The sequence below is a fragment of the Simiaoa sunii genome (assembly GCF_014337175.1).
GTDB classification, from domain to species: domain Bacteria; phylum Bacillota; class Clostridia; order Lachnospirales; family Lachnospiraceae; genus Acetatifactor; species Acetatifactor intestinalis.
Window position 1 is genome coordinate 572,105 of sequence record NZ_CP060633.1, and the last position, 26,059, is coordinate 598,163.

At 38.7% G+C, this 26,059-nt stretch carries 29 protein-coding genes and 1 pseudogene; 25 read left to right on the forward strand and 5 right to left on the reverse strand.

Annotated features, from left to right (window positions below):
- Positions 1 to 16 precede the first annotated feature (16 nt).
- The 8 genes from H9Q77_RS02705 to H9Q77_RS02740 all read left to right on the forward strand — a co-directional run bounded on the left by H9Q77_RS02705 (position 17) and on the right by H9Q77_RS02740 (position 7,626).
- Positions 17 to 154, forward strand: a complete 138-nt coding sequence (locus H9Q77_RS02705; protein ID WP_007889061.1) for a hypothetical protein — start codon at positions 17 to 19, stop codon at positions 152 to 154.
- 263 nt (positions 155 to 417) lie between these two features.
- Positions 418 to 1,005 (forward strand): hypothetical protein, encoded by a 588-nt coding sequence (locus tag H9Q77_RS02710; protein ID WP_243006684.1) that lies wholly within the window; start codon positions 418 to 420, stop codon positions 1,003 to 1,005.
- Positions 1,006 to 1,021: 16 nt separating this feature from the next.
- Complete coding sequence (locus H9Q77_RS02715) at positions 1,022 to 1,678, forward strand: hypothetical protein (RefSeq protein ID WP_008118593.1); 657 nt, start codon at positions 1,022 to 1,024, stop codon at positions 1,676 to 1,678.
- Between the two features lie 171 nt (positions 1,679 to 1,849).
- On the forward strand, positions 1,850 to 2,362 hold the full coding sequence (locus H9Q77_RS02720) for a hypothetical protein (RefSeq protein WP_249326480.1): 513 nt from the start codon (positions 1,850 to 1,852) through the stop codon (positions 2,360 to 2,362).
- Positions 2,363 to 2,431: 69 nt separating this feature from the next.
- On the forward strand, positions 2,432 to 2,761 hold the full coding sequence (locus tag H9Q77_RS02725; protein ID WP_117947817.1) for a winged helix-turn-helix domain-containing protein: 330 nt from the start codon (positions 2,432 to 2,434) through the stop codon (positions 2,759 to 2,761).
- A 217-nt stretch (positions 2,762 to 2,978) separates the two neighbouring features.
- On the forward strand, positions 2,979 to 7,037 hold the full coding sequence (locus H9Q77_RS02730) for a YodL domain-containing protein (RefSeq protein ID WP_118547528.1): 4,059 nt from the start codon (positions 2,979 to 2,981) through the stop codon (positions 7,035 to 7,037).
- Between the two features lies 1 nt (position 7,038).
- Positions 7,039 to 7,248: a transposon-transfer assisting family protein gene (locus H9Q77_RS02735; RefSeq protein WP_330546104.1), complete on the forward strand. Its 210-nt coding sequence runs from the start codon at positions 7,039 to 7,041 to the stop codon at positions 7,246 to 7,248.
- A gap of 111 nt (positions 7,249 to 7,359) precedes the next feature.
- The gene (locus H9Q77_RS02740) at positions 7,360 to 7,626 is read left to right on the forward strand and encodes a PDDEXK nuclease domain-containing protein (RefSeq protein ID WP_456299964.1); all 267 of its coding nucleotides are present in this window, start codon (positions 7,360 to 7,362) and stop codon (positions 7,624 to 7,626) included.
- 46 nt (positions 7,627 to 7,672) lie between these two features.
- On the opposite strand, the gene H9Q77_RS02745 is transcribed toward H9Q77_RS02740, so the two are convergent.
- Together H9Q77_RS02745 and H9Q77_RS02750 are read right to left on the reverse strand one after the other, a co-directional pair.
- Entirely contained in the window at positions 7,673 to 9,043 is a 1,371-nt protein-coding gene (locus H9Q77_RS02745; RefSeq protein ID WP_118547530.1) for a relaxase/mobilization nuclease domain-containing protein, read from the reverse strand.
- Entirely contained in the window at positions 8,992 to 9,333 is a 342-nt protein-coding gene (locus H9Q77_RS02750) for a MobC family plasmid mobilization relaxosome protein (RefSeq protein WP_118440535.1), read from the reverse strand. The genes H9Q77_RS02745 and H9Q77_RS02750 overlap by 52 nt, the downstream gene beginning before the upstream one ends.
- 593 nt (positions 9,334 to 9,926) lie before the next feature.
- On the opposite strand from H9Q77_RS02750, the gene H9Q77_RS02755 reads away from it, so the two are divergent.
- The 10 genes from H9Q77_RS02755 to H9Q77_RS02795 all read left to right on the forward strand — a co-directional run bounded on the left by H9Q77_RS02755 (position 9,927) and on the right by H9Q77_RS02795 (position 18,388).
- Positions 9,927 to 10,661 carry a LytR/AlgR family response regulator transcription factor gene (locus H9Q77_RS02755; RefSeq protein ID WP_118547531.1) on the forward strand — a complete coding sequence of 245 codons (735 nt, stop codon included), beginning with the start codon at positions 9,927 to 9,929 and terminating at the stop codon, positions 10,659 to 10,661.
- Positions 10,662 to 10,669: 8 nt separating this feature from the next.
- Positions 10,670 to 11,962, forward strand: a complete 1,293-nt coding sequence (locus H9Q77_RS02760; RefSeq protein WP_249326481.1) for an ATP-binding protein — start codon at positions 10,670 to 10,672, stop codon at positions 11,960 to 11,962.
- A 157-nt stretch (positions 11,963 to 12,119) separates the two neighbouring features.
- Positions 12,120 to 12,776 (forward strand): DUF3879 family protein, encoded by a 657-nt coding sequence (locus H9Q77_RS02765; RefSeq protein ID WP_118098787.1) that lies wholly within the window; start codon positions 12,120 to 12,122, stop codon positions 12,774 to 12,776.
- 48 nt (positions 12,777 to 12,824) lie between these two features.
- Positions 12,825 to 13,013, forward strand: a complete 189-nt coding sequence (locus H9Q77_RS02770) for a hypothetical protein (protein WP_147365384.1) — start codon at positions 12,825 to 12,827, stop codon at positions 13,011 to 13,013.
- Entirely contained in the window at positions 12,976 to 13,176 is a 201-nt protein-coding gene (locus H9Q77_RS16915; protein WP_118547532.1) for a DUF6947 domain-containing protein, read from the forward strand. The genes H9Q77_RS02770 and H9Q77_RS16915 overlap by 38 nt, the downstream gene beginning before the upstream one ends.
- A 72-nt stretch (positions 13,177 to 13,248) precedes the next feature.
- Entirely contained in the window at positions 13,249 to 14,691 is a 1,443-nt protein-coding gene (locus H9Q77_RS02775) for a hypothetical protein (RefSeq protein ID WP_015517468.1), read from the forward strand.
- A 300-nt stretch (positions 14,692 to 14,991) separates the two neighbouring features.
- Positions 14,992 to 15,315 carry a hypothetical protein gene (locus H9Q77_RS02780; protein ID WP_249326482.1) on the forward strand — a complete coding sequence of 108 codons (324 nt, stop codon included), beginning with the start codon at positions 14,992 to 14,994 and terminating at the stop codon, positions 15,313 to 15,315.
- A 125-nt stretch (positions 15,316 to 15,440) separates the two neighbouring features.
- Entirely contained in the window at positions 15,441 to 16,103 is a 663-nt protein-coding gene (locus tag H9Q77_RS02785; protein WP_118098781.1) for a hypothetical protein, read from the forward strand.
- A gap of 39 nt (positions 16,104 to 16,142) precedes the next feature.
- Positions 16,143 to 16,643 carry a hypothetical protein gene (locus tag H9Q77_RS02790; RefSeq protein WP_117842371.1) on the forward strand — a complete coding sequence of 167 codons (501 nt, stop codon included), beginning with the start codon at positions 16,143 to 16,145 and terminating at the stop codon, positions 16,641 to 16,643.
- A 290-nt stretch (positions 16,644 to 16,933) separates the two neighbouring features.
- Positions 16,934 to 18,388 carry a hypothetical protein gene (locus H9Q77_RS02795; RefSeq protein WP_249326483.1) on the forward strand — a complete coding sequence of 485 codons (1,455 nt, stop codon included), beginning with the start codon at positions 16,934 to 16,936 and terminating at the stop codon, positions 18,386 to 18,388.
- 389 nt (positions 18,389 to 18,777) lie between these two features.
- Here H9Q77_RS02795 and H9Q77_RS02800 read toward each other — a convergent pair whose 3' ends face one another.
- Positions 18,778 to 19,128, reverse strand: coding sequence for a helix-turn-helix domain-containing protein (locus H9Q77_RS02800; protein WP_002593580.1), 351 nt, complete (start codon positions 19,126 to 19,128; stop codon positions 18,778 to 18,780).
- A gap of 525 nt (positions 19,129 to 19,653) precedes the next feature.
- Between H9Q77_RS02800 and H9Q77_RS02805 the strand changes: the two genes are divergently transcribed.
- Both H9Q77_RS02805 and H9Q77_RS02810 read left to right on the forward strand, forming a co-directional pair.
- On the forward strand, positions 19,654 to 20,094 hold the full coding sequence (locus tag H9Q77_RS02805) for a sigma-70 family RNA polymerase sigma factor (protein ID WP_006859230.1): 441 nt from the start codon (positions 19,654 to 19,656) through the stop codon (positions 20,092 to 20,094).
- Positions 20,078 to 20,326, forward strand: a complete 249-nt coding sequence (locus H9Q77_RS02810) for a helix-turn-helix domain-containing protein (RefSeq protein WP_006859229.1) — start codon at positions 20,078 to 20,080, stop codon at positions 20,324 to 20,326. The genes H9Q77_RS02805 and H9Q77_RS02810 overlap by 17 nt, the downstream gene beginning before the upstream one ends.
- 149 nt (positions 20,327 to 20,475) lie before the next feature.
- Here the strand turns inward: H9Q77_RS02810 and H9Q77_RS02815 are convergent, their stop codons facing one another.
- Entirely contained in the window at positions 20,476 to 21,147 is a 672-nt protein-coding gene (locus H9Q77_RS02815; RefSeq protein WP_134523031.1) for an IS630 family transposase, read from the reverse strand.
- Complete coding sequence (locus H9Q77_RS02820) at positions 21,117 to 21,626, reverse strand: helix-turn-helix domain-containing protein (RefSeq protein ID WP_006855777.1); 510 nt, start codon at positions 21,624 to 21,626, stop codon at positions 21,117 to 21,119. The genes H9Q77_RS02815 and H9Q77_RS02820 overlap by 31 nt, the downstream gene beginning before the upstream one ends.
- A 421-nt stretch (positions 21,627 to 22,047) precedes the next feature.
- Between H9Q77_RS02820 and H9Q77_RS02825 the strand changes: the two genes are divergently transcribed.
- The 5 genes and pseudogenes from H9Q77_RS02825 (at position 22,048) to H9Q77_RS02845 (ending at position 25,458) form a co-directional block, all read left to right on the forward strand.
- On the forward strand, positions 22,048 to 22,242 hold the full coding sequence (locus H9Q77_RS02825; protein ID WP_055264249.1) for a DUF6462 family protein: 195 nt from the start codon (positions 22,048 to 22,050) through the stop codon (positions 22,240 to 22,242).
- A gap of 101 nt (positions 22,243 to 22,343) precedes the next feature.
- Positions 22,344 to 22,523, forward strand: coding sequence for a hypothetical protein (locus tag H9Q77_RS02830; RefSeq protein ID WP_227700698.1), 180 nt, complete (start codon positions 22,344 to 22,346; stop codon positions 22,521 to 22,523).
- Between the two features lie 37 nt (positions 22,524 to 22,560).
- A complete protein-coding gene (locus H9Q77_RS02835) occupies positions 22,561 to 23,802 on the forward strand; it encodes a tyrosine-type recombinase/integrase (protein WP_118592505.1) in 1,242 nt (413 codons plus the stop codon).
- 175 nt (positions 23,803 to 23,977) lie between these two features.
- Positions 23,978 to 24,454 (forward strand): annotated as a pseudogene (locus H9Q77_RS02840) (lysine--tRNA ligase); the annotation flags it as partial.
- Between the two features lie 239 nt (positions 24,455 to 24,693).
- Entirely contained in the window at positions 24,694 to 25,458 is a 765-nt protein-coding gene (locus H9Q77_RS02845) for a class I SAM-dependent methyltransferase (RefSeq protein ID WP_023924069.1), read from the forward strand.
- Positions 25,459 to 26,059 lie beyond the last annotated feature (601 nt).

Below are 26,059 nucleotides of genomic sequence, written 5' to 3' on the forward strand. Positions count from 1 at the left end.
AGAGAAAAAGGCGCAGTTGGAGAAGCTGACAGAAGATGAAACGTTTACAATATCAGCTACTGGCACTGATGTAAAAAGTGTTACGCAGAACCTCTTAGCTGCGGTTTCTGGTACATCTGCGCCGACAGGGGCAAGTTTTGATATAAAGGCATAAGGAGAAATTGTTCATATTCCGCAAGGCGCATAAACCTTTGCTTTTGCGGACTGCCCGGACTTATTGCAAGGGGGCAGGGGCGGCAATATAAAAAATTGATGACAATGGAGGATTAGGAAATGGCTATTAATGGAGTCGGACATAATTATGATTATTTGGGAACGACTACAAATTATATACGGGGAAAAGCAACTGTTAGGGAAGCAATCTCAAAGATGGTGAAGCAGTAGGCAAATCTTTCTATTTCTGATGCAGGAAGAAATATGCAGCGGGAAATGGCAAGCAAATTTGAACCCGATTCGGATTATACCAATGTCAGGGAACTGACAATACAAAATACAAATGAGGTTGCTTGGGAACACTATACCGCAATGCGGGATATTAGCAGCCTAACATTAAAAGACGGGAATTATAATGTTGAAGATGTGATGAAATCTATAATGGATACATATGAAACCCGTTATAATGAAATCGTAAAAGAACATGAAAATGGAGATCGTGAAGTTTCCTACGAACTTACGGGGAAAAGGTCATTGACACTTGACGAAGATTTAGCCGGATTGGACGAAGCCTTTAAAATGCGTCTGGCAAATTTAGAAGGATATATTACCTGTCAACAAACCAATAAAGCATTTGAAAACGCAGGCAGTTCATGGTATTTCCATAGAAATAGCCCTCAAAATGAAGTAAAAACACAAGATAAGGCTCAAATGTTTGATACAAAATATCAGAAAACCGCAGTATCAATAATGGAGCAGGCTAAAGAGAAGTTTTTGGTAGCCTTTAAAAGTATAAATTACAAACAAGGAACAGCAACAAGCATACTATCGGATATTATGAAAAAGTGCTGATAAAGGAGGATTAAAAATGGCTATTAGTGGAGTAGGACAGAGTTATTATCAGAACAATGTTGCAACAACGAAAAGTACAAAGAGCGTAAACAGCACGGGAGAAACGGGCAATACAAAGGAATTATCAGAAGCGGAAGAAATGGCGATTTTCAAAAAGGAATTTTATGCTGAAATTGATAAGATACCCAGAAATAGAACTATAACCAATGTGGCTATCAACATATCAGAGGAAGCATTTAAGAATATGAAAGATGATCCGGAGTACAGGGAAAAGATATTATCAGCACTTAAACGTGACTTAACTTCGTCCTTTGCACCGTTGGAAGCTTCTATGGTGCTCACTGTAGGAGCTACTGCTAAAGATTATAGGGGCGATTCATGGTCTGGTGTTAATAATCAATCGGAATTTTATGCTCGTTCACAAAACAGTTTTTATAAAAAGACAAGCAACAAGAAAGATAGACAAAAAGAGCTTTTGGAAGAATATCTGGAAAAACGGGCGCAGGTTAAAAAACAGCAGCAGGAAATGTTGAATGAAAAGATTGCAAAGCAGGAACAGGAAAGAAGCCGATTATTACGGTCGTGGAACAATGAAAGGCTGTTGTCAAAAGCGTCTAATGCTTATGAAGCAAATGCTATGACGGAAGCGGTTACGGATAGTGCTTTTAAGTAAGGAGAAAGAGATATGTCAATTACATTTTTAAGTCATCCTATTCATCTGCCGGATTTTTTCAAGTTTGATAGGGAATATTTGGGAAAACAGGAAAGCCAAAATGAAGACCAGAAAGTGTTTCATAAGGATATTTTAGAGGTTTCTCAATTATCGAAAAACAGGGAAAATTTAATGGATAAAATTAAGCATACAGTTGTGCATTCGGTTACATCGTTCAGCGATATGAGAGCCGGAATATTAAAAGAAATTAGGGAAGAAAAAGGGCAGTATGACTATACTGATGTTGTAAATGCCTGCGGATTGAGTTATGCAAGGCTGTATTCTGAAATTGAACAGCGCTATGAAAATGAACAGTATTATAAGGTAGATGGGACGCCGCTGACAAAAGAAGATGAGATAGAGTGGCTGGATATACAATTTGAGCAGGAAGCGGCATGGCAGAAATCCTGTGCAAGAATAGCAGCCCAGGGGCAGGTCATTCAGGGGAAAATTTTTGAAATGCCAACAAAAGAGATGGAAGAATTGGAAGACAGCTTTTATCAAGCGAAGGATGCTTATATGAAGCTGTACCGGGAAAGCAGGCAGGTGGGGAAGCCGCTTGTTTTGCAAAATTATATATTTGGCAATGGCCGGATGTATGAAGTGCTGAACAGATTAGGTAATTTACAGGAGAGGGTGGAATAATGCGGGTTAATTTATCCAACAGTTCATTGCAGAACAGATATTTTTCAGGAACAGGAAGAAGTCATTCAGATGTCAGGTATGAACGAGCATCTGTTGAATTTCAAAGGTCTTATGATAGATGAGGTTCAACGGGTAATCATTCGGGAAAATCAGGAGATAGAGCTTACATATACCGAGTTTGAAATCTTGAAGCTTTTTGCAAAGCATCCGGGAATAGTGTTCAGTAAGGAACAGATTTATGACATTGTGTGGAAAGAATCCTATTCCGGCGATTACAACATCGTCATGAGCCATATCCGGAATATTCGGGAGAAGATAGAGGATAATCCTAGCAAGCCAAGCTATATACAGACTGTTTGGGGAGTTGGTTATCGGTTCAATAAAAATTTAATAGCATAGAAACAGGCAATTAAGAAACAAAATCTTGGTTGTCTTTTTTATTTGTAAAAACATTTACAGTGACAGGTGCAGAAAGGAGACAGGAGTACATTGCAGAAATCAAAACGAATACGGGCAGTAATGATAAAGGTTTATAAGTGAATATCGTAGTTATGCAAAGGCAGTCAATAATGGCTGCCTTTTGTCATGCAAAAAATAAGCAGATGGAGGAAATACTATGGCAGAATCTAAAACAGAAAAACAGAAAGTACAGGAAATAACGGAGAAGCTAGAGCAGGGTATCAAGGAGCTTTTTGAAAGCGAGAAGTACAAGACTTATCTGAATACCATGTCAAAATTCCATAATTACAGCTTTAACAATACTATGTTAATTGCGATGCAAAAGCCAGACGCTACGTTAGTGGCCGGATTCAAGGCTTGGCAGAAGAATTTTGACAGGCACGTTAAGAAGGGGGAAAAGGGTATTCGTATCCTTGCCCCGGCACCCTATAAAATCAAAGAGGAGAGGGACAAGATTGATCCGGTCACACAAGAACTTTTACTTGATAAGGACGGAAATCCGCAGAAAGAAGAAGTCGAGATAACAATTCCGGCATTCCGGGCAGTATCCGTTTTTGATGTGGCGCAGACAGACGGAAAGCCGATACCGGAACTTGCGGCAAAGGAGCTTCTTTCAGATGTGGAAGGGTATCAGGATATGATTCGTGCAGTAGAAGCCATTTCACCAGTACCGATTGAACTGGAGGAGATAGCCGGAGATTCCAAAGGCTACTATGACAGGGAAGCAAAGCGGATTGCGGTGCAGGAAAACATGAGCGAGGGCCAGACCTTAAAGACCATGATCCATGAGGTGGCTCACTCCAAGCTGCACAGCAAGGAAGTGGAGCAAGATGAGCAGATGAAAAAAGACCGCAATACCAAAGAAGTGGAAGCTGAGAGCATAGCTTATACAGTATGTCAGCATTTTGGAGTGGACACTTCCGATTATTCCTTTGGATATATTGCCGGATGGAGCAGTGGCAGAGATACCAAGGAACTGAGAGCTTCCATGGATACGATACGGAGGACAGCTTCGGAGTTGATTACCGGGATAGAGGAACAATTACAGGAATTACAAAGGAACAGGGAAGTATCACAGGAACAGACAAAGGAAAGTATTCTCCTCATACAGAATACTGACCTTTCAGAGTTCAGTCTGCTTGATGTATATGGCATGGACAGACCGGAACTGATGCAGGCATTGTCAGAAATGACAGACGATGACAAGTTGAGCATACAGGCATATTTGGAAAGCAGGGGTGCATGGACAACGGAAATCGGCAATCAGGATTCCAGAGAGTACGGAGAGTATCATCTGGATGTGCGTTATAACACAGATACAGATGAGCTGATTGATATGAAGGAGAGAAAGGCGATCTATGATAAGGCAATGGAGCCGATCAATGCCGATGATGTGGTTGTTAAGTTCGCTTCCGTCTTTGAAAGCGAATGGGAGGTCTTGAAAATCACAAATATATCGAGGGAAGATGTCGGGAAAATTCTTAAAGATATGGCTTCTCTTTATGAAAATGAATGGGATGGCAATTACCTTTCATATATGGAAAAGCAGGGAGCGAAAATCACGTTACTTGCGTCCAGTAGTAAGGGATTAAATGGAAATATGCCGGATTTTTGGGATTATGAATACGATTTTGATGCAGGTCTGACGGATGTGGAGGAACTGTCTGTCATGCAACATGCAGAGCATATCATTAACCGATTGGAACATGGACAGCCTGCCTTTTCCGAGGCTGAAAGAAATTTGATTGTAAATTATGCCTACAAGCTGGGGAACATTGAAAAAACCAGGGAGCTTGCAGAACATATCTATGCACAGGAAGTGGATGGAAATCAGGATGTTGCATTAGCAATGTTTGATGCACAGGCAGAAATCGACGCACTGCCGGATAGCATGGTCGGAATATCTGAAATGCAGGAGTATGGCTATACATGGATTGAAATGCTTCCACTAACACAGGAAAGGGCATTGGAACTATTTGACCATGACTTGCCTGTGTATCTTTTGCATACGGATGGTTCCGAGAGTACTGTAGCTGATAGAAAACAGATTTTAGAGCATGATGGAATGTGCGGAATAGAAAAAGGGGACTGGCAGAATGAACGGAAACTTCTCATGATGCAGGAAGAACTTACAGAGAGTAATTCCAACAGGGAAGCACTGCTTTTATATGGAAATACCGATAAATACGGTATTTACCAGTTAAAGGATAATCCCGAACTGGACAAGTTCCGCTTTGAGGGAACGGAAAGCCTGAAGCGTATGGGAATAACCAAAGACAATTTTGATGCGGTATTGCCGGAAAATTATAAACTGGTGTATTTGGGCGAATTGTCAGAATTGCAGGGACGGACGCAATCGGAAACACTGGAAGCAATCTATACAAAGTTCAATATTGACCATCCGGCAGACTACAAGGCACATTCACTGTCGGTCAGCGATATTGTGGTATTACATGAGAACGGGGAAAACAGCGCACACTTTGTAGATTCTTTTGGATTTACAGAACTGCCGAAGTTCATGCTGACACTGGAGGGCAAGGAAAATGAGATAGAGACGGAGCTTGCGGTTCATATCGCAGACCGTTATATCCTGATGCACGAATGTGAGGAGGGATATGATTATTCCATTCTGAATGAGCAGTATCATTTACTGGATGGCGGTGTTTATGACAACCCGGATATTACCATTCAGCGTGCAATGGATATGGTGATTGCAGACCTGAAAGAACCACGCTTTTCAGCGGTTACAGAGCAGTATTATCGTGATGAATTTTTGCAGGGCGAGGTGTATGCAGGTTCCGAAGCGGAGATTGTTGATTTTGAGGAACTATCTGAAAAAGCAGAGGAAGTGGAACAGGCAGACTTGGAAGCAAAGCAGGCAGAATTTAGAGAGAACAATCCGGATGTGGTTGCAGATTTTCGGGCAAAGACAGAGGAATTGTTTCATAGTCTGGACGGACAGAGTGCAGATGACATAGAAAAGATGGTATATGCCTATGTGCAGTCACAGATAGATGAGTACGGTCTGGATGCAGAGATTGTGGATGTGGTTGTAGCCGGAAGCCGATGCAGAGGTATTGAGCAGGAAAATTCGGATTTGGATGTAGTTGTGGAATACACAGGCTCAACCAGAGAAGATGACCTTTTCAATATGCTACATGAGGACAGCATTTATATCGCTGGTATTCAGGTGGATATTAACCCGATTACAGAGAGCAGAACCGGAACATTGGAGACTTATCTTCCGGAGGTGGAAACTTACCTGCAGGAGAAGGCACAGCAGGAGCAGATCAACAATCAGCTTGTCACGCAGGGGAGAGAATTGGTGCAGGAACAAAACGCACTTGTATCAGAAGAAAAAGTGCTTTCTGAACTGGAAAAAGAGCCTGTAATTGAACCAGAGACAGTCCATATCACATTTACCGTTGCGGAGTGTGGGGAATTTCATAATATGGGTGAATACCATGAGGGCATTGAAACGATAGAGGAAGCTATGAAACTTTACAATGCCATTGATCCTTCCCGTATGCATGGGATTCCTTCTATTGGTGTAAATATGCACATCGAGGGGACTGAAGAATGGGAAGATGAGCAGGCAGACATTGTAAGCGGCAAGAGAATTGATGTGGATTTCCTGAATTATACACCGGAGCTTCGTGATACACCAAAGGTGCAGGACGCAATTAAAAAGCTGATTGCGGCATATCCGGAGAAAGATGTGATTGATATGGAGACAAAAGAGCAGAAGATACAGACACTTGCGGCAGAACTTGACCAGTTATCTTATGAGATTGATACATATGGATATAGAGATTCGGTATCAGACAGAGAATCACAGATACAAATGATTGCTGATGATATAAGAACTGGAAATGTGAAACCTCTAAGTATTTTCTTACAGGCATCTATTGACGAGGGGATAGACGAGGACAGTGAGAGACAGGCAAAGGAACTGCTTGTGAAATTGGCAGAATACAAGCCGCTTGCTAAGATCGAGGAACTGGAGGAACAGAATTATAACATGATTGATGACAGGCTTAATAATGGGGTGGAGAAATTCAATCGTGAGGAAGAAAAGAAAGAACAGCGGGAAAAACCGCAGGCACGTTCTTCCCTAAAAGAGCGACTTGCAGCCAAACAGAAGGAAGCAACACAGGGAAACAATAAGGATACGAAGGAACTGGAAAAATCAAAAAATTCACATAGGGAGATGTAGGATGATGAATAAATTCACAGTAGAAGAAATCAATTTCATGTGTGTTTTTGAGACACAGAACAGAATGAAGATGATGGAAAAAATCAGACGGATAATGCCGTACATAAAGGACAGCGATATGGAAGATCTTTCTAGGCAGGTGTTGAGAAAGTTGGATGGCATGACAGATAAGGAATTTGCGGAAAATTCATTAGAAGCGGTAGAAGAATAGCGGTATCGAGTGGGTAGTCAGTTGCAATGGCTGGCTACCTGCTTTTTTAATTTGGCAAATTTTTGACATATAAAATTGATTGAGAAAAATCATGGGGTAAGGTGTTATGTTTTGATTGATTTTAAGATTGATGAGCTTGCACATCAGGATTTAGGACAGATGCAGATGTATGTAAATTATTATGATCGCTATGAAAAAATTGAGGGAGAAAATCCAACAATAGGTATTTTACTCTGCAAGCAAAGTGATGAGGCTCTGGTAGATTTGACACTTCCGGAAAATGCTAATATTTATGCAAAAGAGTATAAATTATATTTGCCGGATAAGAAACTGTTACAGAAAAAATTAAAAGAATGGTTAGATGAAGAACAAAATTGATTCAGAGGGGAGAGTGCTATCTATGGGATAGGATTCTCCCCCATTTTTATAAGCTGTGATTTCTGTTTTTTGTCTGTTGTGCCTGCACCGGATCGGGCTGCGTCTGACCGAGGTATTGATTCAGATTTTCCAGTTTTCGGTTTAATGATTGAACCTCTTTTTCACATTTCTTGTAGGTGGAAGTCAGCTCGCTTTTCTGCTTCATCAGTTCCTGATACTCTGCTTTTAGCTTATCGACATTCAAGCCCTTTAAGTTTATGCCCGCTTGTTCAAGCATGCGTCTTGCGCCACCATAAAGGATAATTTGGCTTTCGTATCTGCGGAAATATGCGTCCGGGTTCTTGGCTTTTTTGTAGCCGATATGATAGGAGCGGTTGTCTTTGTACTGCTGTGCATATTTGATGATTTCTGCAAGGTCTTTGATGCGGTGTTCCAGTTCCACCACGCTCTGCTTTGCAGACTTTCCGGCTTCGGTTTTCACCGCAATTTTGTGTTCCAGTTCTGCAAGGGAGCCGACTTCATTATAGCTCTGTGCGGCGATTTTTAAATTCTCAATGGCAGCCCACCTTTGCAGTCCCGGACTGCTTCTAAATTTCTCGTCCGAGGTGTCAATGAGCCTGCGGGCAGAGTAGTCCCTTTTGGGGATTACTGCCTTTCGCTCCCGTTTCCTTTCGATGCGTTCCTTGATACGTTCTTTTGTGTATTCCTTACCCAAAGACCTTGTACTGCCACGCACAAAACGCTCTTTATCCAGAGGGCGGAATGAGATGTATTTGGCAGCTCCTTCTTCAAAAGTTTCCCCTTTGATTTCATACCCTTTGGCTCTCATCAGAAGCAGAAATTCTTCGTAAGTGGAAGCCGACTTGAAGCAGAAATTGATGTCCTTTCTGATCTGCGTTTTCCACGCAGAACCATTCTGGTCGGACTGCCATTCTTCGTATTTTCTGCCACGCTGGGCACCCGGAATGATGACGGAAAGATTGTGTTCCCTGCACAGTTCATCACTCAGTTTACGGATGTGGTAATAGGACTGTTTGCAGTCGTGATATTTGTTGTGTTCGATGTTGTCAGCGGCACAAAAAATGATGTGATTATGAACGTGTTCTTTGTCAATATGGGTGGTAACAACATACGAATATTTTCCCTCTAAAAGTTTATCTGCAAGCTCCTTTCCAATGTGGTGCGCTTCTTCAAAACCGACCTCTCCCGGAGCAAAAGCCTGTATCAGATGATAGGCTTTGTTTGGACTGTTTTCCCGGCAGTGGTCGAGGGTATATTTGAAGTCATAAGCTGCGGTTTCCGGAGAACAGGCATAAGAGGAAACGAACATTTTTTCATCGGTCTTTTCGGGGTTGCAGATGTAGTCTATCGCTTTATCAACGGTTGCTTTGATAGCATGGATTTTTGTGTACGCCATACTTTATTCATCAACTCCTTTACTTCGTTTATATCCTCTTGATAAATGTTTCCGGTGCTGTTTACCCTCTTTGCGATCTGGTTTAAATTGGAGCTGATACGTCCCAACTCCGTATTATAATTTCGCAGGTAACTGTAATCAACATCATACACATATCCATATAAGATCAGCTTGCGCAGGAACGCAGACATACTCTTCATGCCGGATGCTTTGAATTTGGTGTTGAGGATGTACTGCTCATCATCGCTGAGATAAAATTGCACCGGATGGGTGCGGTTTCGGTTTGCCATTGTGCCACGTCCTTTCTAAATTTGGGTACAAAAAAACTGCTGTAAAATGTTCGATTTTTACAACAGTCTGTTTCATGTTTTATTCAATTTTGGGTGTAATTACCCATAGCAAATTGTAGCAAAAACGGCAGGAAAGGTCAATGCATTTCGACGGTAAAATGAAGAATAACCGAAGAAAAATCGAGAGAGGGTTAGGGATACTTCCCTATGGAAATTCGACCACACAGACGATAGGAAAGTGTGGGGGATTTCGCCTGTGTCATGACACAGGCAGTGCTTGCTAAGGTTGTTTTTTGCCACTCCCAAAGGGTGTGGCGGATAGTAAATGTGGATAGTAAAGTAATAATATCAATATGACGATATAGAAAATACGAGGAAGCATTGTATTTCAAAGAGTTTGAGATACAGTGCTTTTGTGTATTAACAGGAGCAAATGGTTTACTGCTTTTCTTTTTAATCGTATTTCGTGTTAAAAAATCGTATTTGGTGAAGAAATACCATAATATTTTGTTTCATGTGATATCTTTTATAGGTGAGATTTGAAACAGAATAAAGATTGAGCCGATATATAAATGAGAAAGAAGGTGAGTGCTATGCTGGAAATTGTTGTCTGTGATGACGATATAGCAGATCTTGAGTGTGCAGTGACTATGCTGCATAAGATTTTTACAAGTCAAAAGATTGCTTATCATATAGAGCAATTTGCGTCTGCAAATCAAATGCTTGAAAATATCAGCAACATTGATATCGGAATTTTAGATATTTCGATGGAAGAACTGAATGGTATTAAACTGGGGAGAAAATTAAAGGAAAAATTCCCGGATGTGAAATTAGTGTATATTACGAGTTATGAAGAATATTGTATGCAGGTCATTAACGAAGTTCATGCATTTTCATTTCTATGTAAACCACTGGAATATGATAAATTGGAAATGCAGATGTTGGAACTACTGGATCAACTGCCGGATACCGGAGCAGAAAAGGATTTTTATAAAGTGACGGACAGCAATGGGAAAGAGTATCTGTCAATCAAATTGAAACTCAGGGACATTTTATATTTTGAATACATAAAAAGATCAAGAAAAGTACAGATAGCGTTGTCTGATATCACATATGAGTATGACTGCATTTTTGAAAAACTGGTTGAAGAACTGCAGCCCTATGATTTTGTTGTGAATTGTAGAGGAAATCTGGTTAATTTAAGGCATATTGAAAAAATAAAGGGCTTTATTATTTATATGGATAATGGAAAAGAACTTCAGATTGCACAAAGGAGAAGCAACGATTTTAGAGAAGAAGTAAATAAATTTTTGCAGAGAAATTCATAGGAGGAAAAATGAATACGATTTTACTGGTATTATGTAATGCACTTTCATGTTTTATAATAAGTACGATATTATTTCAGTTTATGAATGGAAAGTATAAAAAGAGTAGTCGAAATAGATATGTATATATTGTGATTGAGACTACCACAGTAATATTTACATTCTGTATAAATATGCTCAATCATTCCATATTAAATCTAGTAGTCTGGGGCGTTTTGACGGGGATTATAGTATATGTTCTGTATTATGAGGATATAGATAAACCCTTAAGACGTATTATTGAATGTGAAGCATTAGTATTTTGTATGTCTGTCTGTGAATCATTGGGAGTGATTCTTTTACAATGCATTTTGCAAGCCGCAGATATAAAAAATGTGAATGAAACGATGCTTTATTGCCTTGAGGTAACATTTTCAAAGGTGATACTTATTTTTTTGTATTACACATTCATAAACAGGTTTGTGAAAAAAAGTGATGTCCCTTATTCAAAGACACGGTACATCATGTATGGAATTATACTTCTATACAGTCTGATTAACATGAGTGTAATTGTAGAGAATTTTAAAAATGGAGAAGAAAATTATTTGTGTGCAGTCAACATGGGATGTATTGTTCTGGCAGATTTATACCTTTTATATTTTGTAAAAATGGCAGATGAAAAGAACTATTACGAAAAGCAGTTGATCGCATTAGAGCAGCAGGCAAAGGTACAATACGAATACTATTTGACCCAGGCAAAAAAGTATGATCAAACCATTCAGATATTACATGATGTAAATAAGCATATTAAAGCAATCGAAGGGTTATATGGTGCAGAGCAGGAAAAAACGGCAGGAGAATATGCAACAAAGATCAGAGAGTTGTTGAAGCTGCTCATTCCGGTTCAATACACAGAAAATCCGATCTTGAATATACTTCTTACTGATAAAGAATCTGTTATGAGAGAAAAGGGGATTTCAGTAACAATAAAGATAGATAATGTGAATTTGAATTTCATTGAACCAATCGACATTACAACTATTTTTGGAAATTTATTAGATAATGCGATTGAAGCAACAGAAAAGCTGAAAGGCGAGAAATATATTTGCATTAAGATTGGCTCATATCATAAGATGATAGTTGTCAGCATTGAAAATAATTGTAATGAAGTAAAGTGGAAAAATGGTTTTCCAGTATCAAATAAAGGAAAAAATGGTGGAATAGGACTGCTGAATGTTCAGAGCAGTATAAAAAAATATGATGGAGATTTAACATTGAAGAATGATGGAAATAAATTTGCTGCTGAGTTATTCCTTAATTCATAAAAGAGCATTTTTGGCTATTTTTTTGTAAAAAGTCTTACTTCGTGCAAAAAAAATCGTACTTGGTGCAGAAAAGGTAAAATATCAGAAGGGGTGTGTCGATAGAAAAAAATAAAGTGGATGATACATATAAAAAATTTAATGATGGGAGGTTTCGCTTATGTCAAGAATTACGGACTACGGTTTTTTATTTCAAACAACATTTGGAACATCAAAAACAAATTTGGTCAACAATATTCAGTTGTCCAAAATGAACAGCAGTTCTGTACAAAAACAATTAAAAGCAGCAGGGATTGACACAAACAGTAAAAAGTATAAAGCAGCACTGAGTGAGATGATGAAGAATGGAAACGGTGCAATGTTTACAAATGTTCAGGCAATTAAGAACCTGATGAGCCAGTATGACAAAAACGGAGACTGGATTGATCCGAATACCGGATTAACAGGACTTGCTGTAACGGATGAGAACAGAAACAGTTATAAACATATCATTTCTATTCCAGAGAGCAGCCAGGAAGAAATGTTTGAACTGGCAAAGAAAGAATTCTTAAATGAAAACGGTACTTTAAATGGTGATACTACCAAAAGGGAGAGCGTATATAACAATTTATATAGAAAAATGGATAAAGATGACCGCTTATCAGCAGGCTGGACAATGGAACAATATGAACATCAATACAGACAGGCATTTGCAGAAGCAGCAAAAGCCGCTGATCCTACATGGAAAGCTGGGAAACCAATACCGGCTGGTGCATTGGATGGCATTACCAGAGAGTCTGTTGAGAGTGGCAAGAAATCAGTAGATATAAAAATATAGTATGTTTTTTATGTGGAATATATTTCATTTTTGAAGGAGGTTGCTAATATGAGAATATCAGAAAAAGCTAAAAAGACGGTTTCAAGAAAAACGTTTATGGCAGTTGTTGTAAGTATGATGGTTTGTTTGCTTTTTGTAACACCAGTATTTGCAGCTTCAAGTTTTTATAGTAAGACAACTACTAAGCTGAATGCTATTAATGGAGGAAAATCAACAACCAGCAGTTTGGTGGAGTGACTTGGTTGACAATAATCCACCATCAGGATCAATTGATGGAAACTATGCAACATCTGTTACAGTACATTGGGTAAGTGGTATTTCTTATGTAAATGCTAGTTGCACTACAATGACACAGATGACATTGGATTATTTAGTTCCTTTCGGAATAATAGTGGGCTAAATATTTAGAAAGATAAATAAATTACGGATGGTATTTTTATACCATCCGTGGATTCCAAGAGGTGACGATAAGATGGGACACTATGTACATTATATAGGTGGCGGAATAGTAGATAGTAAAATATATGAGACAGGAAATGCAGCAAAAAGTTTTAAATCGCCGATGAAAGAATTAAATGAGCAAACGGTGTTAATAGAAAATGCCAAAACAAATAAGAATGATAGTTATCATCAGCATACGAAATACGATGATCAGGTAGATCGCTATTACAGTACATATGATATAGGAACATTGTTGCATAATAATGAAAGTTATTTAGAGGGAACAATCGATTCAAAATATGATGTAGATTACTATTCTTTTTCTTATCCGCAAAAAAGTTTTTACTCTAAAATGGGTATATCTTCAGAGATAACGATTTCATTGGAAAGCAAGAATAGTCAGGCATATAATTTAGTATTGTACGATTTATATGGCAATCAGATTGGAATAGCGACAGATGATGGACATGGTAATAAACAGCTTACGGTACCTAATTGGGACTGCGTTACATCAGATTATGTGATCAGAGTAGAAAATTCCAATATGACATCGGATTCCGGGGAAGGTTCCTATAGAATAAAAATTACGGAAACGAAAAACAGGGATACTTCAAGTAGTAATGTGCAGCACTCACAAGAAATAGCAAATGCAGATAATTCAGAAGAAAAAAATGCAATAAAGCAGAAATATGAAAAAACATATCAAAGCGAAATTGACAAATTACATCAGATGCAATTTGAAGCGTTGCCGGAAGATGAAAAATATTCGGGAACGGATAGTGTAGAAGAATTATTAAATAAGATGAAAAAGGGGGAGCAGTTAAGTGTGTCGGAAATGGCATATGTGAAAATATTTGCCAATTTATCTGATTATGAGAGAGCAGAGAAGTCGAATTATATAAAAAACGATTTTTATGCAGAAATAGAAAGAATAGCAAATGAAAAAGGAATTGAACTGCCAGATACATCATGGAAAATTGAAATAGATGTATCTGGAACTATTACGATTAACGGGGACATTACAGAAGAAAACAAAGAACAGATAAAAAATATGATATCGGAAAATTTTGCTGATGATATGTGGGAAAAATATATTCAGACAGCAGATATTTCTAACACACAATATAGATTAGTAAATGCTTACTATGAAGTGGAACAGTTCATTCAGAAAGCAACAAATGGACAGTATTCATTTGACGATATAAACGTAGATGACAATGGGAAGATTACCGGACTTCCAGAGAAAATGTGTAAAATAATGAACTCCCAGGAAGCCAATGCGAAATATGAGGAAATACGAGATAATATCTATATGCTGACGGATTATAAAAATCAATATGGATTGGAGGATATTCTTGCATTTAAGGCAGGGTATAATATTTCGGACTCTGAGGTAAGTACTGTGGGTACATCTGGCAATAATAGTGTTATGGATAATGCAGGATACTATAAAAATATGAAAACTATAATATAATGATAGAACCTAATAGAAATGGCGGGTTTAAAAGACATGAATCAGTTGATTACATATCAGTATGAAGCTGATAGTATGGACAGACAATGGTATTCTATACTGTAGCAATATAATTTGGGGGGAAAATATAGGAAATGTGCCGTCAAGATGATGGCACATTTTCTATATATATGATATTTATTTAGAGCCTATTTAGATAATATGCAGAGTACTTTATATTTATTTAATGGAAAAATAAAAATTACCGATATAGTAGGAAGATAGGAAGAAGGTGAGTAATATGCTGGAAATCTGAGTTATATGATTGATGCAAACGGAAATATTTCGGTGGCAATATCTGGTACAAATGATCCAGATGGGAAAATAGCGAAAGAGAATGCTGAACGAAAAGCAAAAGAGAACAGAGAAAAAGAGGAAAAAGTAAAAGAGAAAAGAGCTGCTAAAAAAGCAGAGGAAGAAAAAACTGCAAAGAAACGTGCAGAAAAATCGGCAGAAAGAAAAGAAACGGGTGATTATACCTTATCCATAACTGGTAATGATGTAAAAAGTATGACACAGAGCCTTGTAGCAGAATCTGTGAGTATTTCTGCACCTGATAGATCAAGTTTTGATATTAAGGCATAAGAGGATTTGATAAAAGAAAAATATCTAATTGGTGCATAGTATGGCATCACCAGAGAGTAGAGTGGCAGAAAGTCAGTAGATATAAAGTTATAGATAGATTTATTTATGAACCGTGAGGTGGATTTATGGGAATCTCTTTTTCAAATATAGGAACAGTTGGAAGGGAACAGTTAATTACTTCTGGTAGTAATGGAGAACCAAACTGGTCTTATATTCCATCGAAAGGAAAAAGTACAAGAACGCAGACTGAATTTGTGAGTGAGATTAAGAAACTGGCACAAAAGGCTGCCAATGCTACTGATAAGACAGAACAAGATGCTATTTCAAGGCAGCTATTGCAGTTAAGGGCAGAATATTTGTCAGAGGTTGCACCGGATAGAAAGCAGTTATACCAACAGGCAAAAAGTGCAATGAAAAATCAAAATGCCAATCCAAAATGTAAAGGGATCGGAGAATTAACCTTACTGGATTTTTTGGAACAGGCAGAGGGAAAAAATCAGAATCTTGCAGATAAGCAGATTGCACTGGCAGGAGGCGGAACATTAAATTTCACTATTTTAACATCAGGTGGTTATGGGGTTCAAATTCAGAGTCAGGGTGTGAATGTATTGTTGAATACCGGTGCCGGCTGGGGGTATGAAATGACTCCGGCAGAACTTACAAAAAAAGATGAATTCTATTCCATTTACTGGAAGGAATATAATGCCGTAAAGAATGGTATGAATTCTGAATTGAAAGAACTACCGGATTATCTGGAGAAAAGACCAGTTTTTGAAGCGAAAGCCTAATGATAATAATGCAATTCAAATAAAAAGGAGTATTGATATATGCAGATTAGTTCCAACTATTCTATGAATGGTGTGTCATACGAAAACAGACGCAGACAGAATGATATTCCTCAATTTAGTACAGAACGTGCCAAACAGGAAAATGAGAGTATAAATCCATATATGGCAGATACGGATTTTAACGAAAAAGCATTTGATATGATTGGTCCGAATGCTCCGCAGGATGTAAAAGATGCATGGATGGAAGCAGCGAAGGAAGTAAATGCGAATGGTATGGGAATAAAGAAAAACGGAATGTTGAGCCATATATCACAGATGATGATACAAAGGCTGAATAAGCAGATGAAGGGCGAGGGCGATGTGGATAACATCGACATTTTGGGAAACACAACAGAATCTGCAATTCAGGCAACGAAACAGGCTTTATATAATTTAGACCATCCACTGGAATATGTCCCTAAAAGCATAGAAGTTCAGAGGGCTTGTATGAAAGAAAGAGAATTCTATGTTGCGTTTCTGGAAAGATTGGAAAAGTTATAATTGACTGGAACAGAAACGGAAAATGACAACGATGAGATGGCAAGACGAAAAGCTGTACAAAACGAATATCTAAATAGCCAGTTGGCGGCGGCAGCATATAAGAAAAGCAGTATTATTTTACCGGATAATCCTGTTATACTGTAGGCTCATCTTTTGACAGGAAAGCATGAGAATACAGGTAAGATATTTTTCGGGAGGAAGGATAAGAAATGGAAATAAACAGTAATCATTCTACATATGGGGCGGCATTTCGTCAAAAACCGATTTTTTTCATGTCTGGAAAGGAAACAGTGGCATTTTTTGAAGGAAAACTGAAGAAAAATATGACACTTCAGGAAGATTCCTGTACACTTGGCAGCAATGACACTTATCGCAGACAGCATACCACTTATGAGGTTTCGGACAAGAAGAAGGGAAGTACGTTTCTGGATCTGGATTTTCTGATTAAGGACGAAACCAGCAGTCTGAAAGGAAATCTCAGTGATAAAAAGGATGTGGATTTCTATAACTTTTCCATTCCATTTAATCGAACCATACAGAATTATTTTGGGGTTCAAATATACATGGACATGCCGGAAGGCTGTGATTATGACCTCACCTTATATGATGAATATGGCAATCAGGTCGGAAAGGCAGAATGGGACGGGGAAGGACGTAAAACACTGACCATCCCGAACTGGGATACAAATACCAATAAATATTGTATCAAGATAGAAAACAAAAATGGGGAAGAAGTTTCCCCGGATGATTATTATAAAATCAGTTTCAAGGTTTCTGAAAATAAAGAACAGGAAAAGACCGATGCCATAAGGGCGGCATTCGGGAACCTTCACGGTGCATACAGCCGGAAAGATGAAAATTGGAGGGAATACCTCGACAAATATAATGAAGTCCTGATGGATACAGAGAAAAATTATACAAAAGAAATGGAGAAACTCCACCAGAAGCAGTTTGAAAGTCTGCCGGAAGAAAAACAATACAAAGGCGGGCGCACAGTGGATGAATTGTTGCAGGACATGGCAGAAGGAAAGACACTGGATGATGCGGAAACGGAGTATGTGAAGATTTTTGCAAACATGAAAGATTTTGAGAAAGCACAGCAGAAGGCGGAACTGAAAAATGATTTTTCCGAGGATTTTGTAAAGGATCTGGAAAGCAAAGGTATCTCCCGTGATGAGCTGGAGGGAATGCAGATAAAAATTGAAAGCAATGGGAATGTAACGGTGAGCGGCATTGAAGACAAAGAGGTCCGGGAGCAGGTTCAGAAACTGGTAGAGGAAAAGTACAGTGACCGGATGTATCAGTATTACACAGGAATTGCTGACAGTGTGGGAAATCTGACGTCCAATACCTGGCAGTATGCCACGGATGTGCAGGAAGTCAGGCGTTACTTAAAAGGAGTTACGGGAGAAGATATTTCTCTGGAGAACCTTTACCTGACACCAGACGGAAAGATTGGCGGGCTGCCGGAAAAAGCCGCTAATCTGATCAACAAAACAAAAGACAATGCCAAGATAGAGCGGATAAAGGATGCATTGATAAATATTATAGGACATAACAGGACAAGCGGTGATCTGGGGATTCCAGACTTTACTTCGGAGTTTCAATTCAGTAATGGTGCTTTTTCTGTGGCAGACAGTGGTTTTACGGTGGATATGGCGGCATTGGATAGAAGGCTGACGCCACAACCGCATGATAACATGTATTCGGATATGTATGAGTACAGTTTCAGGAAAGTATTATGATACAACATCAGAAGGAGGTAATTAAATGCGTATTGGTTCGGGAGGCTTTATATAATTTAGACCATCCACTGGAATATGTTCCTAAAAGCATAGAAGTTCAGAGGGCTTGTATGAAAGAGAGAGAATTCTATGTTGCGTTTCTGGAAAGATTAGAAAAGTTATAATTGACTGGAACAGAAACGGAAAATGACAACGATGAGACATATATAAAATTATTTAGGAGATAATATATGAGTGATAGTACCCTTCACATTGGAACTCTTGCTTCAAACAATGTAAATGATACAAGTAAAGATAAGATGACAGGGTGGAAGGCTATGGAGAGCTGACCGCCCTGTTTTTATCCAGAAAAATGCAGAAATAATCAAGAGAAAATCCAAATCTTTCTGCTATTCTGTTTCATGGGTCTTATATGTACGAAGATAGGCTTCTACCAGTGCAAGAATGGTGGTTATCTGATCGTTTGTACATTCTGAAAGATAAACCAACAGTCTTTGGTAATCCAGATTATCAGTTGGAGCTGCCGGATAAAAGAACGGATCAGCAGAGATGTGTAAAGCTCGAATGAGCTGACCGAGTTTTTCAAGGCTTGGAACATTACCATGATTTTCGATCTCTTTGATATATCTTGATGAAACACCGGATTTTTCGGATAATTCATCATAAGTCAGCTTTTGGTCTAATCTGGCTTTCTTCAGGCGAAAACCCATGTCTTTATCAATTTTCTTAGATTTAGCCATGTCATGCACCTCCGTATATAGTGTATAGTTCACCATTTAAAAAGAAAATGAACTAATAACGCACTATATCAGAGGGATATAATGCACTTGAATAAAATAAGTAACTTTGGATATTGCATATAAAAAAACGCAGTATTCAAAGGTTTTTTCTCATGTTTTTATCCTTTGAATGTGTTTGGGAGAGTTATGGATTCTGAACCGTTGAAAGGATATTTTTGTATTTGGGAAATATTATCCTGCCCATTGCGTGGAAGGACAGCTAAATAGGTCGCATTTTAAGTAATGCGGCAAATTCTACAATTGAAAGTGTATTATATACACTCGTAGAATGTGGAGAAAATTTAATATCAGCTATAAACGGTGTCCTGTGGGTATATGCCCATAAGGGCGTTTTTTATATACAGAAAAATTTTCCTAAAAATTTTTCAATCCACCCGAACATCTTCCCAGTTTCATTTGGGAGATACACCGGAAGGGAAAAAGGGCAAAAGCCTTGGCATTCGGAACGGGAGGAGGTGAACTCGTATGGGGCAACCTTCTTCTAAGGATGAAATGACTATCCGGCACCAGTTTGACCGGTTATGCCAGATGGCATTAAAAGGCGAAGCTGTAAATTATTACAAACACATGGACTATCGCAGGAAACACGAAGTTACATTCTCTGAACTGTCGGAAAAGGAGTTGAGCAAATTATTTACTATGGATGAGTATGGAACAGAATATCATCATTTTGAAGTGCATGGCTATGACATTGAAGTAAAAAATACCCTGATTGCTGAAGCTTTGAAGGAACTTACAGAAAGAAAAAGGAATGTTATTTTACTTTCATATTTTATGGAAATGAGCGATGCGGATATTGCAAGAGAAATGAATCTGGTTCGCAGTACCATTCATGAACACAGGACACGCTCACTTGAAATTTTGAAGAAGATCATGGAAGGAATAGCAGATGAAAAAGATGTATAAAAGCAGAAATGAGGAAAATTTGTTGCCTTTCCATATTATAAAGGCAGCATCAGAGGGCGATGTAAGTGCCATCAATACAGTGTTAAAACACTATGAGGGATACATAATCAAATTGTCTACCAGAAAGTTATATGACGAAAGCGGACAGGTGCATTACTGCATTGATGAAACTCTGCGTCGCAGATTAGAAACAAAGCTGATCACAAAGATATTGGCTTTTGAAGTTGCATAACAGGCGGTTAGCATTGTCCCTTTCCATTCGCTGATTGCTGCGTATGCACCCTGTACCTTGACAACTGAATATTTTTTGCATACAGGACGTGAGGATATGTGGAGCCACTAGTGTATTGGCACATTGATTTTTAGCATTACAACAACTTCCTATTCGGAAGCTGTTGTAAACCTAGGATACAATGAACTCAACTTCACTCTTGCATCGGCAGTTCGGAACTGCCAATTAACTTTTGCTGCGACTGTATTACGCTCGACTTCCCACGCAGCTAGCTCTCCACGAAGTTTTGCAATGTTTTCAATCCTTCGTGACAAACACTGTCTGGTCATTACATTCAGTTCTATTTCTGCAATGTCAAGCCAGCTTCCATGTTTGGGTGTATAGTGAATTTCCAAACGCTTGATAATTCGTCTTGCCTCATCTGCTGGATACCTTTTATACAAGGACGCCGTTTTATGGGTGTTAAGGTTATCCATAACAAGAATTACTTTTTCTGCATCAGGATACATGACATCAACGAGATATTTTATCTCTTCTGCCCAGTCAAAGGCAGTACGTTGTTCTCGCACGCTGACATGATGAGTGCCTCCAAGCGGTTCGACAAAAGCAAATATGCTGCAGGTACCATTCCTGACATATTCCGAATCTGTTTTCTGATTGTCACCCGGACGCATGGGCAGTGGTTTCCTTGCATCGCCCAGTAACTGGTAAGGCTTTTCGTCCATGCATACAACTGGTCTTTCAGGATTGTATGGGAGTTCATATACATCAAGGACATCTTCCATACATGCTATAAATTCGGCATCATCTTTTTTGGGGATGCACCAGTAGTCGTTTTTGTGAGGTCGAAGTTTGTTTTTTTTAAGGCTCTTCGGATTGCCTCACGGCTGACCGGAGTATCAAGAACAATTTTTGATTTCTCTTCCAGCAGCCGGATGGTCCACCTTGAATGTCCTTCCGGCACCGGACCACAGGCAAGTTCAATGATACGGGCTTCAGCACGTCCATCGAGCACACGCCTTGCATTATCAGAATTAACATTACGCTTAAACTCAGTTACTGCATCAATACCACCCTCAAAATATTTTTTCACAGTATTGGTTACTGTTGCCAGACATACACCATTTGATTTTGCAGACTGCTCATGAGTCAATACTTTTCCGTGGGACTCATCCAGGTCAATAATAATCTGGCATCTGCATCGGATTGTTTTGGATGTTTTATTTTTTCGGATGACAGATTTAAATTCTTTTAATTCATCATCCGTAAGTTTGATTTTGTACTTTTTTGGTCTTGCCATAGGATATCACCGCCGTTTCTTTTATTGTACCATAAAACGGCAATAACAGCCAGAAATATTTAACTAAATATCAATATGTCAGTACACTAGGTAGATTCGCCAAGATGTACCTGCTCTTTGATAGGAGTGAATGTGAGGAAATGTTGAAACATTACATTGAAGCAAAGGTATGGAGCGAGAAGATCTGACAAAATGTGTGGCAGTAACACAGGGCGATGAAGCATATCCGTGATAATGATACTTCCGGATTGTAAGGAAATTTGCAGTCCGGTCAATTTGAATGACGGTGCAAGACCGATGTGGGCAGAGTAATGATCTGTCACCTGTATTGCATTTTTATCTGCCTATGAGAGCCAGCAAGAGAATTGTGGGTTGTCATTGGCAGATAAAATGCGTGTTAAATTTAAGGAGGATTTGAGTAATGCAGAGGAAGCCAAAGACAATAAATAAGAAAAGACTGGTCAGATATAAGGAAGGGGCAGAAATGTACAGCATGGGTATGAATAAATTTCAGACTCTTGCCAAAGATGCGGGAGCAATTCTGAAGATAGACAGAATGGTGTTAGTAGACCTTGATGTGTTTGACAAATATCTTGAGTCATTTCGGGTGAAATAAATTTTGCAGACAAGGAAAAAGATTTTGGTTTAACCAAAATTCACTTGACTTTTGGTTAAACAGAAAGTATAATGATTATGAAATGGATGGAGGTGTATATTGTGGCTAGAACAGGTAGACCGAAGTCTGATAATCCTAAAAAAACTCTTATCGGATTAAAACTGACGGAGGAAGAAGCTGCAAGACTGAAAGGATATGCGTCCAAACATGACATGACCATAACACAGGTGCTACAAAGAGGTATTGATATGCAGTATGCAATGGATAAACCGGCTGAGTAGCTAGTACAAAATCTCTTTCCTTGAGAGAGGAGACGAGATGGCGAAATCAAGAAAGGATAACAAAGGGAGAGTATTAAGAAAAGGCGAAACTCAACGCAGTTGCGATGGTAAGTATGTATATACTTATGTTGATCCGGAAGGAAAGCGCCGGAGCATCTATTCTAAGGACATCATGGAATTGCGGGAGAGAGAAGTTAAACTGATGAAAGATCAGCTTGATGGGTTGGATGCGTATGCAGCCGGAACATCTACAATCAATTTTGTTTTTGACAGATATATATCGACAAAGGCAGAGTTGAGGGAAACAACAATGCGGAACTATAAATATATGTATGATCGCTTTATACGAGGTGGATTTGGCAAGAAGAAAATTGCCGCTGTGAAGTATTCTGATGTATTGCAGTTCTATCAGCATTTGTTGAAAGAGAAGGAAATGCAGATAAATACGCTAGAAACAATTCATACTGTTTTACACCCGACATTTCAGCTTGCTGTGCGTGATAACATCATTCGTGTTAATCCAAGCGATGGAGTAATGGCACAGATTAAAAAGCAACCGGGGAAAAATCATGGTGTGAGACACGCTTTGACAGTGGAACAACAGAGAGCCTTTATACGCTATATTGATGAAAGTCCTACATTTTACCACTGGGCATCATTTTTTAAGTTTCTGCTTGGAACAGGTTGTCGAATAGGAGAAGCAATCGGTATCCGATGGGAAGACATTGATTTTGAAAAAAGGACGATCAGTATCAATCATAGCGTGGTTTATTACAGTAGAGAGTTCAAAGAACATCCGATATGTTCATTTGCTGTATCTCTTCCAAAGACAGAAGCTGGTATACGCACGATTCCGATGATGGATACGGTTTATGATGCACTCCAGATGGAATTGGATGACCAGAAGGAACATGGATTTAATGAAACAGTGATTGATGGGATGAAAGGATTTATCTTTATGAATCGTTTTGGCAATATCCATAATCCGCAAGCTGTAAACAGAGCAATCAAGCGTATATATGAAGCACACAATGCAGAAGAAGTGGTAAAAGCTGCAAAACAGCACAGAGAGCCTGTGATAATACCACATTTTTCATGTCATCATTTGCGACATACCTTTTGTTCAAGGTTTTGCGAAAATGAAACAAACTTAAAGGTAATTCAGTCTATTATGGGACACGCAAATATCGAAACAACCATGGATATTTATGCGGAAGTTACCGATACTAAAAAGCAGGAAGCAATTCAAAATTTAGCACACAATTTAGATGTATTTTAGGAAAGAGTCCGGCATGGACTGACGAGAGTACGACAAAATGTGTGCCATACGACAAGAGTACGACAAATTCGAGTGGTGTAATCAGCATAAATATGTTATTATAATAATGTTGGAACACCGAAAAAGGCTTTATTAAAGGAAAATGCGTCAATGTAAATTAAATTGATGTGAAATCCCGACAATGAAGTCCTTAGATGGTGTAAATAAGAAAAATGATGTAAATAATACAGCTTCTGAAGCACCTGAAAAAAATGTAAAAACTGAGTCTGAAAAGATTGATTTTTCTAAGGTAAAGGTAGAGCCTTTATTTGAGGAATTTGTTGATTTTGATACATTCAGTAAGTCAGATTTCCGTGCAGTAAAGGTTAAAGAGTGTGTTGCAGTACCGAAGTCAAAGAAACTGTTACAGTTTACGCTTGATGACGGAACAGGCACAGACAGAACCATTTTAAGCGGTATTCATAGCTTTTATGAGCCGGAGGAACTGGTTGGAAAGACGCTTATCGCTATCACAAATCTTCCACCGAGAGCGATGATGGGCATTGACTCTTGCGGTATGCTCCTCAGTGCTATCCACGAAGAAGAAGGCGAAGAAAAGCTCCATCTTCTGATGGTTGATGACCATATTCCGGCAGGTGCAAAGCTCTATTAAGAAGTACCGTTTTACCTTACAAAACGGGATGTACTTCATTTGTGAAAAAGCTCTGAAAATACACAAATACACCAAATTTACACCAAATGGTGCTTGAAACGGTGCAGAGCCTTAAAAATCGCATATTTTAAAGATATATGGGCAGTTCCATTGCGGAATTGCCCATTTTCAGAAAGAAAAAGATAAATCGAAGTTTGTAAGGAACAGAAACTTTGAAGTTTACAGCGAGGTAAAAGTTTATGAATAACTATAATGAAGTGAAAAAATCATTTGGTACACAAGCAGAGAAATTTGCTTCATATCATATGTCTAAGGCAGAATATACCGATTATTTGATTCGTAGTATTCAGGCAAAGGGCAATGAACATGCATTGGAGGTTGCTGCTGGAACCTGTATATGTGGAAGAGCAGTGGCTCCTTATGTTAAGGACATTACTTGTTTGGATTTGACAGAAGCAATGTTGGAGCAGGGAAAAAAACTGGCAAAGCAAGAAGGTATTCAGAACATATCATTTGTATCGGGGAATGCGGAATGCTTACCTTTTGAAGATGAAACATTTGACCTTGTGATTACAAGACTTTCATTGCACCATTTTGTTGAGCCTGAAAAGCCTTTTCGGGAGATGCAACGAGTTTTGAAAAAAGGTGGAAAACTTGTTATTTGGGATATGGTAGCGACTACAGAAGAATTGCGTGAAACTAATGACGCTATTGAAACGATGCGTGATAACTCACATACAAGAATACTTAGCAGAGAAGAATTTGAAGCATTGTTTGAGGATGCTTTTGAGCTTCAGCTTGAAGAAACAACACTTGTTCCTGTAAATCTACAAAGTTGGATGGATTTGACAAGTACACCAGAGGATATTCAAAAAGATATTATTGATAAAATGGAATACGATTTGAATGGTGGAGATAAAACAGGTTTTAATCCCTATATCAAGGAGGGACAAATATGCTTTGACCATAGGTGGTTATTGCTGATTGGAAAAAAGGAAAACTAATCCCCATTTATCAAGAAAAAGAAACTTTCAGTTTTTGAAACTGAGAAATCGGAATTTGTGTAGGAGATAGTTTATTATGAAGAAGTATAAAAAGAAGAAACTATGAAGCGAGCTATCAACGCTCAAAGTTAGATAGAGAAACAAATATTGAATTAGTTGAAACAATGTGGAAACAATTTTCTAATTTAGGAATCTATGAATTAAATGTTATAGATACAACTGCGCACTCAATCAAGCGAGCCTGTTTCTGTAAGTCTCCGCAAACGCACAAATGTCGATAAAGCTTGATAGGACAGGCATTTTCGGATGAAGTCAAAACATAAAAGTTCCTATTTCCCTACGCATCCCCACGCAGAAATGACGTAAAAATGGCGTAGAGGAACCGGCGGTATGCAGTTGCGAAAATCGCCTGCTGCAACATTACCAACAATATTTAAGCTGCCCTGCGCAAAAGCAGGGTAGCTTTTTTATCTGCGCACCGGCGCAGAGAGATACAAGGCGTTTCACTCCTTTGATCCTCCAAACAAAAATGAGCCTTCTCCGTTTGGTATAGAAACGGAAAAAGCTCATTTGCATTGTACACGCCTGTCAAGCGGCGTAG